This is a genomic window from Rhodoferax sp. GW821-FHT07F03 (assembly GCF_059418745.1).
The window spans coordinates 1-12,498 of the sequence record NZ_JBWKQM010000014.1 but is presented as its reverse complement, the minus strand read 5'-3'; the positions used below and the strand labels follow the sequence as shown (position 1 = coordinate 12,498).

Sequence of the window (12,498 nt, the reverse complement as noted above, 5' to 3'; positions counted from 1 at the left end):
GTGGAAGTTAGTTTTTTCATAAAAAGACTCCTTGGTTTGGGGGTGAAAGAAACAGGTCGGCATCAACTTCAATGCCTAGGCAACGGCCAGCCGGTGCCAAGCATCGGGTCGTAAAGGTCGTCGCGGCGGTCTCGAAGTACGTGGTTGAAGGCATTGAGTTGCCGTTCCCGGCGCGTAGCCTTCAGGCGGATCTGTGCCAGGAGTACCTCTTCTGCGTCTATTGATGCAGGGCCAGCTATTGGCCAGCCCTGGGAGTCGACGATCAGGCTCTGGCCTATGAATAGCTGCTCGCGCTCATTGCCTATCCGGTTGGCGCAAACGATATTCAGCGCATTGCTGTGGGCGCTGGCCATGGCCAACGTATTGGCCATGGCTGGACGGTGAGCCGGCTGTCCGGACATTGGCACCCAGTTGGTAGGCATGGCCACAATGTCGGCACCTTGCATTGCCAATAGGCGATACACCTCAGGGAACCAACCGTCGTAGCAGATCACTACGCCCAGGCGCCCCCACTCTGTGTGAAACACAGGCAGACCTCTGTTGCCAGCCTCGAAGTAAAGATGTTCGTCACCCCACAGGTGCAGCTTGCGGTAGGTGCCCAGCCAACCCTTAGGGCCAATGATCACTGCCGAGTTGTAGAGACGATCCCCGTCTCGCTCAGCAATGCCTGCGACGATGTGCACCTTGCATCGCTGTGCCACATCTATCCATGCCCTAGTGGCCGGACCTTCCGGCACAGACTCCGCCAGCGAAAAGGCCTCTGCCCGACTGGTAAAGACGTAGCCCGTGTTGGCCAGTTCCGGCAGCACTACGAGCGCTGCACCACCAGCGGCCGCGCGCTCGATCAACGCTACGGAGCGCGCCACGTTCGCATCCTTGTAGCCGATACGCGGCTCCATCTGAACGCTCCCCACGGTGATGAGATGCTCAGCCGAATTCAGCGCGGGAGTGGTTCCCAAATCAGACATTCAAACTCCAAAAAGCAAAAAGCCCCTGACCGCGCTGTATGCGCATGTCAGGGGCTTTCATAGCCGGTATGTAATCAGCAATATTGCTGAGGGCTTCTCTGGCTAAACCTGGGAAGTGCTAAGAATTATGACAGCGTAAAAAAAATGCGTCAACAAATTGCAAGGGGTATTTAAATATTCAGAATTTCTACGCCATCAGCAGGAATGGAGAGATTAACCGCCCCGGCTCTTGAGCAGACTCAAATCTCTGTGAAGATTAAGCCATAAAGAAGTCGAAAATATTTTCTACCGAGGTCTGCAAACGTACTGTCCGAATGACACAGAGCACCGAGGCGAATATGGAGGCCCCTTTCATTCGCTAGGTTGCGCGCAGGCCGCATCATCCCATCTGGATCTGCAGACCGTCCGTCACGCGTTCGCACAGGCGCAATGCGTCCTCGCCGTTTTCCGCTGTGGCGATGACGTAGCCCACGCGGTCGGCAGAGCTTTCAACCCGTGCCACCACGTCACCCGGAGCGAGATGGAGTTCTATACGCGCAATACCCTGTTCGCCTTGCCAGCGCTCCAGCCCAACGATCGCGCGCACGGTTCCAGGGCGAGGCGAGAAGTATCGGATCGCTGCGCCGCCCCGCAGAGTCGGCGCAACATCAAGTTCCGGCGTGGGCAGTCCCAGCGCTCCCGCCACGGCGGCGCCTATAAGATCGACGCCAGTCGAGCGCCGCACGAGCTCCTGGATAAAGTCGCCGCCCAGGCGCGTGTGCGTCTCTATGATTCGCGGTCCGCTCGCCCCCCATTTCAGTTCGGTGTGTGTGGGGCCTTCGGTGATACCCATCACCAGGAGGAAGGTCTCAACGAAGATCTCAATCTCGCGCGTCTGCTCCGCATTCAGGGAAGCCGGGAACTGGTGCGAGAGCTCCACATGCACGTTGGCGCCGACGTGATCGCCGAACAATCCCTTCTGTACGACTCCGAAGGTGCGGGCATGACCGTTGCGGCTGATGGCCTCCACCGAAAATTCGTGCCCGTCAACGAACTCCTCCAGCAGCAGCTCTGCCTCGTACTGCGCGGCCTGTGCGTCGTCGGGGGGGTTATGCAGAATTCTGACACCAGCGCTGCCCGAGCCATCGCGAGGTTTAACGACGATGGGATACCCATGCGCCCGGCCAAAGCACCGCACATGCTCGATTCCACACCCAAGCGACGTGGCCAAAGGACTAAAGCCACGCGAATGCAAGTGTTCACGCATCGTCGCCTTGTCAATGGTCGCACTCACGACGTCGACCGGATTGCAACGTAAGCCCAGTCGAGCTGCGGCGCGCGCCGTGGGCAGCAACGCTGTCTCGGCAAGCGTGAGGATGCCGTCGAACGGCTCCGCAGCATGTAGGAGTTCGAGGATGTCGAGATGACCGTCATCTATTTCGAAGTTCCAAACCAGCATCTTGGAAATGCCGAGTCCCACGAGTTGCTGAATTTTCGATTCTCGATGAACGACGAAAAGGTCGACGCCAAGCGCGAGGGCACGCTCGGCCAAAGCACGGCTGCAGCCAATGCTGAGGAGACGGAGAGGACGTGTTATGGTTTTGGACATGGCTGCTTTGTGGAAAACGGAAGACAACGTCAGCCGCGCAGGTCGGGCACCAGGGCCAGCGCTACGTCGAGCACGGCTAACCCGAAGGCTCGAGTGGCCGCCGTAGCGTCGGTGCCGTCCACGCGCGGTCTATCGGCGATTTCCTTGAAAGGCAATTCGATGGTCAAGGCCAGTGCATCGAACTGCTGTACTACCCACGGAATGCATTTACGTAAGCTGGCGTGATCGGGCCGGTCGACGGGGTAGCCGCGTTCAGTCTGAAAATCTGGCGAGCGCTCGAGCAGCGCGTTGTCGAACGCAAGGCGCAGCGCCTGTAGCCGAGGTGTCCAGGCTGGGCTTCCATCAGCACCTACGGAGAAGATGTGAGGCAGGACTTCGTCGCCGTGGAAATCAACTAACAGATCGACTCCGAGTGCTTGCATGCGTGCGCGCACGAAGCCTGTTTCCGGGGCTTCGGTGTAGTCACGGTCCCAACATCGGTTGAGGTTGGCGCCGCGGGCGTTGGTGCGCAGATTGCCCAAGCGCACACCATCCGGATTAATATTTGGTACCACGTGTACCGCGACACCGCCATCTGCCCAAGCCGAGCGCAGATTTCCGCACAAGGCGCGCACGATGGCCTCGACACAATAGCCGCCCTGCGATTCGCCCGGGTGCTGGCGAGCCATGAACCAGAGGCGCGCGCGCGGAGCGGCGGGAGCGAACGTCAGCATTCGGATCGATTCACCCAGCGCTGACGACCCGAGTGATTCGACACGCGCTCCGACAGCGGTCGCCAGCGCAATGGCGGCATCTTCTGCAGCACTATCAAAGGTTGGGTAGTAAGCGAAGCGAAGACGACCGAGCGAGCCCGGTGCATGGAAAACCAATGCATCGTCCTCGACATCTGTCGTTATGCGATGCCATGCCGAGCTTATCTGTTCGTCTATTTTCATGCAGACGCGGTAGTCGATCCAGCCCTTCGGGTATGACGACTTGGACAATCCTTCGATACGAACGTCGATGCCTTGTTCCGGGATATCTGCGAGCTCGAAGGCAAACCATTGGGTAATGTCGGCGGCGTTATCGGCGCGCAGGCGCAAGCGAAGCACAGGGCCGTCGGTATCGCCGATCTGTTCGATGGCCGCAGCTTCGAAGTCTGTTTCTATGTGCATAAAAAGATGTTTAGTGGGTTAGAGTGAACATGTCAGAGCCCCACGTTTGGAGTCTCTGCACGCAATGTCCGGATATCCTGTGCTGCTCTCGCGGTACCTTCCAGATCGTCCAAGAGCAGTTGCGCAACGCGCGCTGCATGCGCTGCATTGAGCACCAGGTTGCTTGTCAATAGAAAAACACCTTGTGTACTGTTGCCGATTGCGAATAGTCGCCGTGCTATACCGCGTTCGCCGCGCAGGCGGTTGGTGCGCGGATCGACGTCGACGCCGCCGAATGGGTGCCGTCGTGCCAGACCGGAGGCCAGCAACCGAGGGTAGAGGTCACTACCGCTGGTGTCGGGGCCGCCGACCAGACCGGTGCAATTAACCAGCACGGGCACACGCAGGATGCGCGATGGGGTCAATGACCGCAATTCAGACCCGAATCGCAGCTCGAAACTGTGTTGGTCGTGTCGCACGTCCTCCAGCGGCCATAGATTCTTGATACGACCGGCATTCAGCAGGTCGGCCATCTTGCGGGCGTTCTCAATCGGAATGGCAACGCGGTATCCCATGTAGGCGCCGTACGCGCCACGCATCAGCGTTCGCCGGTCACCTTCCGGCAGCGCGTTCCAAAAATCGGAGACGTAGTCGTTGAAGGGAATGAGTGCGTCCTGCCACGACTTGCGCAGACCGGCCTCGCGCTCTTCAACGAATGCGAGAAATGCCTGCGTGGGTGATAACTCTGGCCGTGTGATCCTACTCACAGGCAGTCTTCCGCCTACAGCGCGAGCGACTTCCCGCAGCATGATCCGCATCAGTCGCTTCAACGTAAGGGTACCCGCGCCGCCCATGCGCGCCAGGCGGGCGGCCTCGAGCGTCGATGGCGACAACACGTGGTCGCCCTTTCCGCCACCGGCCATTGGCAGCTGCCCCGAGCGCGACGCCATGAAGATCGGGCCCCGGTGGCCCTGTTGTGACAGAGCGATGGCGGTATCGACCGCACTCAGGCGGCTGCCCAATAGCGCAACCGGTGCGTCAGGTCCAATGCGGCAGGAGAGTCCTTCGTTCGGATATGGCAACGCGATATAGCCCGGAAGTCCTTCGAAACGACGATAAGTAGCTGACGGTCCGTTGCCTGTGGCGAAAACGACCGAACGACTCAGAAAGCTCTTGCCAGTAGACAGCTCCACGGCGTATGCATCACCCGATTCCGCGACTTCCATGACCGTAGCGCGCACCTCCCGCACACTCCACCCTTGGACCTTCAGCGCGGCGACTGTACGTCGAAGGCGACTGACGAGGTAGTCGCCGAACAGGGGCCGTGGTGCATAGCCGTCCGGATCGAGTGGCACCCCGGCATGGCACGGCGCGAGCCGACCTGCGGCGCGTTCATCGGCAAACCATCTGAAAAATTCTTGTAGGTCGTCGGCACGCACCGAAATCGAGGCGTTTGAGCGATTGAGTAGGTTGCTGCTGGCGTCGCGCCCGTAGGCGATACCCCGACCTGGCTCCGCAGCCGGGTCGGCGATGACAATGCTGCCGCAAAATGAGCGGGAAGATGCTTCGAGGTTCGCGAGAAACGACACGCCCACGGCGCCGCAACCGACGAGCACGATGTCACACAATTCGCGCCGAGCGCCGACTTCTCGCTCGATCAGTCCAGCGCTCACGAAGCCCAGACCGTGCGTTGGGTATGCCAAGCCACCAGCTCATCGCAGCGCGACTGCAATTCTTCGGCGGTGTCAGCGTGGTAGACGAAACTCGCGACCTCAGCATTTGTCATCGCCGGGCCGGCATAAGCGCGGCCGGACTCCCCGTAAGGAGTGTATTTGACCACCCAAGGGATATCGCATGAGCGTGGCATCGCCTTGAGCACAGCGTGCTGCGGCGGCATGAGTATCCGTCCGGCCATCCTCTCCTGTCGCTGCGGCTTCCAGTTGTCTGCATAGCCGGGCAGACAACAGCAGCGGACATATTCCATCTTCAGATCTATTCCCGTGGCGGCGATGATCTCGTCATTGATCGCGCCGCCGCCGATACGCGCAGCCACCTCGCACAACAGAAGATCGCCGCCGTCCTGCAGCAACTGCGCGTGAAACATCATCGTCGGTGCGGCAGGTAGTGCAAGCGCGACCAGGCGCGAGACAAACGCTTCGACCGCCTGGCGCTCCGGATCATCGGCCGCTAGAGAGTACGTGCCGACTGGAAGGCCTTTCATGAAATCAAGTGTCGTGTTGATGTACTTAGCTACCTGCATGAAGGCCGGGCGGCCCTTCACCACGAGTCCGTCGATACGAAACATCCGACCGTCGCAGAACGTTTCAACGAAAAGTTGAGGTCGGAAATCCGTCGCGGCGATGGCGCCGCTGGCGAGATATTCGTCGAGTTCAGTGTCACTCCGTAATACGCCGACTTGCGCAGAGCCACGTCCTGAAATCGGCCGCACAATGACCGGTAGTCCGTTAGCACGGACGAAGTCCAGCAAGTCAAAAGCATTCTCGACACGTGCGAATAGCGGCGTGCCCAGCCCGGCAGCACGAGCTCGCTCCTTCATTAGCAGCTTGTCGCGCCAAGCCCAAGCGTTAGCTTCGGAGTGACCCGGGATGCCGCAGCGTTCACGGATACGCGCCGTACGCAGCACGTCGACTTCCGAAAGCGAAACGACATTACGCAGCGGCGTCGTCGCGTGTATTTCGAGCGCACGCTTTTCCGGCAAGTCACTATGCTCGTAGTTGCGGAAGGTCTCAACCCGACCAAATGCGCCGTTGGCATGCGCCTCGATGCGACGTCGAGCCTCGTCGTTGTCGGCGCCAGTAAACAGAATGGCAGCCGGCCCCACAGAACGCCGCCATTCGGCGGCCGGGGTAGACATCAGGACTTTCGGGGTGACGAAAAGAAGATTGCTCATAACGATCCAGCGTCAACGGACGCGCTTTCCAAAGTGTGTATAGGTCAAGGTCAATCAGGTCGTTCAGCGCATTGATTTCAGGATTCGACGGTTTCAAGCACAATTTGCATTAAGTCGCGTCCTTGTTCAGCAGCGCTTACTGCTTCTTGCGCGGAGGTGCCGACGGCCAGGCAATAGCCCAGTCGCTGGCTGGAACTCATAGCTGGCGCCACGCGGCTGCCCGCCTTGGCGTCGACATGCACCGAGATGACGCCCGGCAGCGCCGCAGCGCGATCTACGTTCGCAATCTCCACGACTACCCCAATCTTTGGGCTCGACAGAAAGCGAATCGCCGCGGCCGCGGCTTTTACCGACAACGGATCAACACGCTGTCCGCGCAGTCGCGCGAACGTTTCACGATAGACATTGCGGCCGGTCACGAGGTGCACAAGTTCCCATATCTGGTCGCCTCCCGGACGGGTCTGCGTTTCAATGGCCTTCGCCCCGAACGGAGTCAGGCGGAATTCAGAGTGGCAAGGTCCGTTCCGATGTCCGATAGCATCGAGAACGTTGACCGCTGCGGCGCCGAGCGTAGCGAGCTCCGCTGGCGAGCGTGGGGCCGGGACTACGTGCCCGAGTTCGATGAAGTGCGGTGCACCGGTCGTTAGCTTCTCGGTAACAGCGAGCACTTCGTGTACACCGTCCGCGCTCAGCGTTTCGACGCTAAATTCGGGTCCCTCAACGAACTCTTCGACGAGGATTTCGCCGCCGTGGGCGTCGGACGCACGCCGCCACGCGGGTGCCAGTTCGTCAACCGCACACACGAGCGCCACGCCGCGGCTGCCGCTTGCACCTACTGGCTTGACGATAATCGGGCCATTGATCTGCTCTAGGAACTCCCGCGCGTCGTCGAGGCTAGCGCAGCGTTTGTAGCGCACGCCGTTGCACCCAGCGATGCTCAGGGCGTCGCGTGTCGCAGCCTTGTCGCTTGCGATGCGGATCACGGCCGGGGGATTCCAGCACACACCCAAGGCCTCGCCGACCGCCGCAGCGGCGATCAGCCAGGGCTCCTGGAACGTCACAACGCTTACATACGGCTCGTGACAGTGCGCGTTGCGGGCGATGGCGACGATGCTTTCGATATCGTCATGTTCCGCCAGGAACACGTTGCTCACAGATGCGCGCTGACATTCTGTAAGACCCTTGGTGCTCTGAATCAGGTCAGCGCGGCAGTCGAATTCGGCCAGCCATTCCACGCTGGAATCACGGCCTCCGAGGATAAGAATTTTGCCGTTTGTAGTCATGTATTGGGTCAAAAAACGGATCAGAACAAATTGCTTCGAATGGCGACAAAGACCAGTGCCAGCGCGGGCGCCAGCAGCAAGCCTGTATAGAAGCGCGAGATGACGAGATAAACCGCAAGCATTGCGACAATGAGCACCTCGCGATGCCCATTCGTCAACGACGAGAATCCGCCCGGAAACAGCATCCCTACCACCATCGAGGCGATGCAGCATGCAAGGAATGCCCGGTTGAAACGATCCATGGTGGGCGAGATCTCACTATCCCTGCGACGTCGTCCCAGCAGCGGTATCAGGCGCAACGCCAGCGTCAGCCCTCCGGCGAGACAGATCGCGGCCCATACGGCGAGGTGATCCGTCATCACTACTGCTCCCTCGCTTGCCGCAGGCGCAGTCCGACCGCCGCAAGCCGAGGCAATACAGCGAACAGACCGGAGAGCGCGAGCACCATCAACAATGGCCCGAAACTGCTGTTCAGGCCAGCGGCGATCGGTGTCATCGTCGCGCAAATCAGCGCAGCCGTTATAAAGGCGGCATCGCCCTTGGCGTCAAAGATACGGCCCACTAACAGCATTGCGACCATCACGTCCAGTCCGTCGACCCAAACGGGAGTGGCGAAACTTCCCAACAGGTTGCCGATCGCCGTGGAGACGACGGCGGCACCATACAGCAGGATGCACGACACCGCGAGTTCGAATTCCTCGCGACCCGGGTCTATAGTCTCTATGTCGGTCTGACGTCGCAGTTTGAAGCCGCTGAATGACAACCCGCTGAGCATAGAACACCAGATCGCAAGCCGGCGTGTCGGCACCTCGTGCATATAGCTGACGACGCAGAAGGACATGAACAGCAGCCGCAAGTTGATGATCAATACGGCCAACCCGACCAGCAAGAGGCCCGCTCCGGCCTTGAGCATGGCGATCATGACAAGCTGCGCTGGTGCCGCGAATACCAGCGCAGTCGTCGCAACGGCGTCGAACAAGCCAAACCCCGCTCCGCGCGCGGTCGCACCCACGGTCATGAACGATACGATGATCGAGCCGAGCAGTGGCAGCGTCGGCTCAGTCGCCGAGCGCAGCGTGGCGAGATCGAAGCGAGATTGAGCCCGCGTCGTTCGCATGGCGTCAGAACGAAACCGGCTCGTTGAGCCACGACTCGTCGGCCGCCTCAGCTCTCGACGGCGTCAACGAACGCCCGGCGCACGGCCCCTTTACGCACAAGCCGGAGGCGTCGAAAAGCGCGCCGTGCACGCTGCAGACCAGATAGTCGCCTTCCGTACTGAGCGGCGACAACGCGTCCAGACGGGCACCGTTGTGCGGGCATGAGTTGACGAAGGTTTTAGAACCAGCGGGGCCAGTGACAATGATCGTTCCGGCACCGTTCGCCGTACCGAGCGAGACCGTACGAACGTCGCCCCTTATTTGCGAACAGGCCGAACCGACTGTCAGAGTACTATCCACGAATTTGCGCTCGCTACTGTCGTAGCGGCCGCGGAAATCGATCGCTTTGTCCAGGAAACGTTGAAAATCACAGGTGCGAACAAACTCCTCGACTATCGCCGCGCCAATGTAGCCCGCCTCACCGAGCCGCCGCAGGACTTCCTCGAGCGGGAAATCACCATCGCCGATGGGCACGTGTGCGTGGTTGCGGCCCTTCATGTCGGCAATGTGTACGTTTGCCACATGCGGTGCAATACGGACCAGCGAGTCAAGGAAGTCCGATTCATTGTCGTAACGCGAGCGCAAGTGGATAACGTCGAGAGTCACCTTCGCGCCGGTGGCTAGGCACAGTGCGATCTGCTCCTCGACGGAATGGACTATGTAGGAGGGACGCTCGTCGCCCATATTTTCTAGGCAGACCTGCACGCCCTTCGAGGCCGCGTCAAGCACGACCACACATAGCGAGTCGTGTAAATGGCGGTTAAATATTTCCGCAGTCTGCCCTTCGTGATAGCCAGGATGACACGTGACGAGGCGGGAACCGATGTCTGCCGTGAACTGCACGGCACGTCCGAGTAACTCGATCGACTGGCGGCGCTCCTCCTCACTTTTCGCAGCGAGGTTCGTCGCGTCGCCGAACCAAGGCGCGTGCACGCTCAGCCTAGCCCCAGTGCGGCGAGCTGTCTCACGAATGCTGGCGACGATTTGTCCGTAGCGTGCATCGTCGCACTCGAACACAGCTGACTGGGCGTCCTCTGACAATTCGATCTCAACGGCATCGAAGCGCTCACAGAGGAACGCGACGGCCGCCGCCACATCGGCTACTGCGATGGCGGTGTTGGTCGGGTGGTGTAGAACGTTTGTTGAAAAACCAATAGTAGGCATGTAGGTTCGCATAGCGGCATCTGGGATGGAGGTTGGCGTCATAGATGAACTCCTTCTGCAAGTAAGACGCGATCAAGGGAGCGGCTGACACTGGAACACTGTGCAATATGAAGGTTCGTCGCCTCGGAGAACGAATATCCGACGGTCTCAAATTTGCCGAGGAACTCCTTCGCATCGGCATTGATATGCTCTGACGCTTCGGTGGTCTTGTACGCGCGACGTAACAGGTCAGCCAAGACAGGGATGTCGGATTCGGTAAGGCTCCTGCGAGTCAGCTCTTGCACGCCAATGCGGATCAACTCTCCCTGGCTGTCTGTTCGTGCGTTTGCCGAAATTCCACAATCTCGCAAGCGTGCGCAGTACTTATAGGCTTCGCCATTCTTAAAGCCGCCGATCAGAACCATGTGCGACGCGGTAGCTTGTCCATCTGCACGCCGCCTGACGGAAAAACCCAAGTCGGAAAGCGCATCAGCTAATGCGCGCGCATTGGCGACGACTTGTCGCGCGTAATTCTTCGCATGAGATTCCATCTCAAGCAATGTCACGTGCAACGCCAATGAATGATGCGTATGTTGACTGGAGACTACGTAGTTGCACATCGCCTGCTCGACGAGCCGACCGACCGACCACCGGGCGGACATGATTATTCCCTTATGCGGGCCGGGAAAGGTCTTATGAGTATTGCCTTGGAGAACGTCAGCACCTTCCCTAACGGGATCCTGGAATTGACCGCCAGCGATGAGACCCAGCGTATGTGACGCGTCATAGACGATCTTAATGTCGCTGCGCACGGCGGCGCGCAGTGCACTCACGGGTTGCGGAAACAATGGAGCGCTGTGATCTAGGAAAACGAGCGAACCGTCAGGTAGCGCTTCAATTTGGCGCGCCGCGTGCTCCGCATCGATCGTGCATGCGGCTTCGTCCCAAGCAAAATGCATCGAGCGACGACCGAGTGCGGTCACCAGACCACTTGTCGCAAAATGGCCGTTGTTCGATGGAGAGATCGATAGCACGACGGCGCCTGGCTTCGAGAGCGACAGCAGTGTTCCGAGCGTCGCGTGCAGCCCCGACAACGGTCGGAACTCGACCGCTTCGACTCCGAACAGCACGCGCGCTGCACACGCTGCACGCCGCTCAAGCGCAGTCACGGCCGGCAGTCCGTCCAGCATGAGGTCACCTTTGACGAAGTCCAGACCCTGTTCTCTGCGCTCACCCTCGACCCCCAGGAGGTATCGATGGGATAGAGATGTACTCTGGATACCGCAAGCCAGGGCAGACATTCTGTTTTCATTCGCCGTCAGCGGAATGGAATTTTCCACACGACGTTCTTCGTCCCTGAGGCCGTACAGCAAGTCCCGCAATGCGGTTGACATTGCATACATATTTTTATTTGAAAGCATGTTTCCCTGATGCGTTAAAACTGAGCAGTTGACCCAAATGACTGTGAAGCCATCAAGCCTGCTGCATTTGATATGTCGTTGGCGATTTGATATCCATCGACACCCCAATTCCATGCATAGAAACTCATAGAGAGTACGACGCACGCAATTCCAAATGCAGTCCCCAAAGTGCAGACAAAGCTGGGTTGAAAGAGCCCGCAGATAGAAGATTCCATCGTAGTGGTGATGGAGAATTTGGCCATCCTCACAAAGGTGGATTACTGGGGGTGTTTACAGAACTTTATGTAATGAGAAGTAGCAGAGGACTTGGCCATTGGCACCGGGGTCAGTAATCCATTGCTGGGGAATACCGTTCCGCGCACACGATGTGCGAGACGGAGTTTGTTACATCAAGATGTGTTCGCCGTAAGCGCCATTTCTACAAGTACTAGACGCAATTGAAGCAGCCAGTGAAACTAATAGCTCTTGCTACTCTGAGCAAAAAAACAACATGCACTCGGCTAGGCAAAGATTACTGAATCGCCTCAGGTTTGAGGTGGCTCAAAATTCTGAGAGGATTGAGCCATGACGAAGTCAAACAAGTTTTCACCCGAGGTACGCGAGCGTGCCGTGCACACGGTGCCAGCGCACCGAGGCGAGCGCCGATCTCTGTGGGCTGCCATTGAATCGATTGCCCCCAAGACTGGTTGTGTACCGAAGACATTGAACGGACGGATCAAGCGCGCGGAGCTAGAGACAAGCGTTGGAGAAGGCGTCGCGATCAGCGAAGCGCAGCGAGTGAAGGAGCTGGAGCGTGAGGTCAAGGAGCTGCGCCGGGCTAACGAGGCTGTAAAAAAATCCGGTTCCCACACGCGCAACTATGGCGTTGCCCTGTGCGCAGATCGAGTTTCGTGA

At 59.0% G+C, this 12,498-nt stretch carries 10 protein-coding genes and 1 pseudogene; 1 reads left to right on the top strand and 10 read right to left on the bottom strand.

Translation table 11 applies throughout. The features are described 5' to 3' along the window. Positions 1–68: 68 nt before the first annotated feature. From AC07R0_RS20740 to AC07R0_RS20695, 10 genes are all read right to left on the bottom strand, one after another. Positions 69–968: a nitrilase family protein gene (locus tag AC07R0_RS20740; RefSeq protein ID WP_495106261.1), complete on the bottom strand. Its 900-nt coding sequence runs from the start codon at positions 966–968 to the stop codon at positions 69–71. A 379-nt stretch (positions 969–1,347) separates the two neighbouring features. Further along, the gene (locus tag AC07R0_RS20735) at positions 1,348–2,556 is read right to left on the bottom strand and encodes an ATP-grasp domain-containing protein (protein WP_495106260.1); all 1,209 of its coding nucleotides are present in this window, start codon (positions 2,554–2,556) and stop codon (positions 1,348–1,350) included. Positions 2,557–2,585: 29 nt separating this feature from the next. After that, positions 2,586–3,710 (bottom strand): M14 family metallopeptidase, encoded by a 1,125-nt coding sequence (locus AC07R0_RS20730; protein WP_495106259.1) that lies wholly within the window; start codon positions 3,708–3,710, stop codon positions 2,586–2,588. Positions 3,711–3,742: 32 nt separating this feature from the next. Further along, positions 3,743–5,362 carry an FAD/NAD(P)-binding protein gene (locus AC07R0_RS20725; protein WP_495106258.1) on the bottom strand — a complete coding sequence of 540 codons (1,620 nt, stop codon included), beginning with the start codon at positions 5,360–5,362 and terminating at the stop codon, positions 3,743–3,745. Continuing rightward, on the bottom strand, positions 5,359–6,600 hold the full coding sequence (locus AC07R0_RS20720; protein ID WP_495106257.1) for an ATP-grasp domain-containing protein: 1,242 nt from the start codon (positions 6,598–6,600) through the stop codon (positions 5,359–5,361). Before AC07R0_RS20720 ends, AC07R0_RS20725 begins: the two co-directional genes overlap by 4 nt. A gap of 77 nt (positions 6,601–6,677) precedes the next feature. Further along, positions 6,678–7,883 (bottom strand): ATP-grasp domain-containing protein, encoded by a 1,206-nt coding sequence (locus AC07R0_RS20715; protein WP_495106256.1) that lies wholly within the window; start codon positions 7,881–7,883, stop codon positions 6,678–6,680. Between the two features lie 20 nt (positions 7,884–7,903). Continuing rightward, positions 7,904–8,242, bottom strand: coding sequence for a hypothetical protein (locus AC07R0_RS20710; RefSeq protein ID WP_495106255.1), 339 nt, complete (start codon positions 8,240–8,242; stop codon positions 7,904–7,906). Between the two features lie 2 nt (positions 8,243–8,244). After that, positions 8,245–9,000 carry an AzlC family ABC transporter permease gene (locus AC07R0_RS20705; protein WP_495106254.1) on the bottom strand — a complete coding sequence of 252 codons (756 nt, stop codon included), beginning with the start codon at positions 8,998–9,000 and terminating at the stop codon, positions 8,245–8,247. Positions 9,001–9,004: 4 nt separating this feature from the next. After that, the gene (locus AC07R0_RS20700) at positions 9,005–10,246 is read right to left on the bottom strand and encodes a TIM barrel protein (protein ID WP_495106253.1); all 1,242 of its coding nucleotides are present in this window, start codon (positions 10,244–10,246) and stop codon (positions 9,005–9,007) included. Further along, positions 10,243–11,604, bottom strand: coding sequence for a PLP-dependent aminotransferase family protein (locus AC07R0_RS20695; RefSeq protein ID WP_495106252.1), 1,362 nt, complete (start codon positions 11,602–11,604; stop codon positions 10,243–10,245). The genes AC07R0_RS20700 and AC07R0_RS20695 overlap by 4 nt, the downstream gene beginning before the upstream one ends. A 564-nt stretch (positions 11,605–12,168) precedes the next feature. On the opposite strand from AC07R0_RS20695, the pseudogene AC07R0_RS20690 reads away from it, so the two are divergent. Continuing rightward, positions 12,169–12,468: pseudogene (locus AC07R0_RS20690) on the top strand (IS3 family transposase); the annotation flags it as partial. Positions 12,469–12,498 lie beyond the last annotated feature (30 nt).

What these genes read in the sequence shown, in the direction of transcription:
- AC07R0_RS20740 (WP_495106261.1), bottom strand. Translation starts at nt 968, where the DNA reads ATGTCTGATTTGGGAACCACTCCCGCGCTGAATTCGGCTGAGCATCTC.
- AC07R0_RS20735 (WP_495106260.1), bottom strand. Translation starts at nt 2,556, where the DNA reads ATGTCCAAAACCATAACACGTCCTCTCCGTCTCCTCAGCATTGGCTGC.
- AC07R0_RS20730 (WP_495106259.1), bottom strand. Translation starts at nt 3,710, where the DNA reads ATGCACATAGAAACAGACTTCGAAGCTGCGGCCATCGAACAGATCGGC.
- AC07R0_RS20720 (WP_495106257.1), bottom strand. Translation starts at nt 6,600, where the DNA reads ATGAGCAATCTTCTTTTCGTCACCCCGAAAGTCCTGATGTCTACCCCG.
- AC07R0_RS20715 (WP_495106256.1), bottom strand. Translation starts at nt 7,883, where the DNA reads ATGACTACAAACGGCAAAATTCTTATCCTCGGAGGCCGTGATTCCAGC.
- AC07R0_RS20710 (WP_495106255.1), bottom strand. Translation starts at nt 8,242, where the DNA reads ATGACGGATCACCTCGCCGTATGGGCCGCGATCTGTCTCGCCGGAGGG.
- AC07R0_RS20705 (WP_495106254.1), bottom strand. Translation starts at nt 9,000, where the DNA reads ATGCGAACGACGCGGGCTCAATCTCGCTTCGATCTCGCCACGCTGCGC.
- AC07R0_RS20700 (WP_495106253.1), bottom strand. Translation starts at nt 10,246, where the DNA reads ATGACGCCAACCTCCATCCCAGATGCCGCTATGCGAACCTACATGCCT.
- AC07R0_RS20695 (WP_495106252.1), bottom strand. Translation starts at nt 11,604, where the DNA reads ATGCTTTCAAATAAAAATATGTATGCAATGTCAACCGCATTGCGGGAC.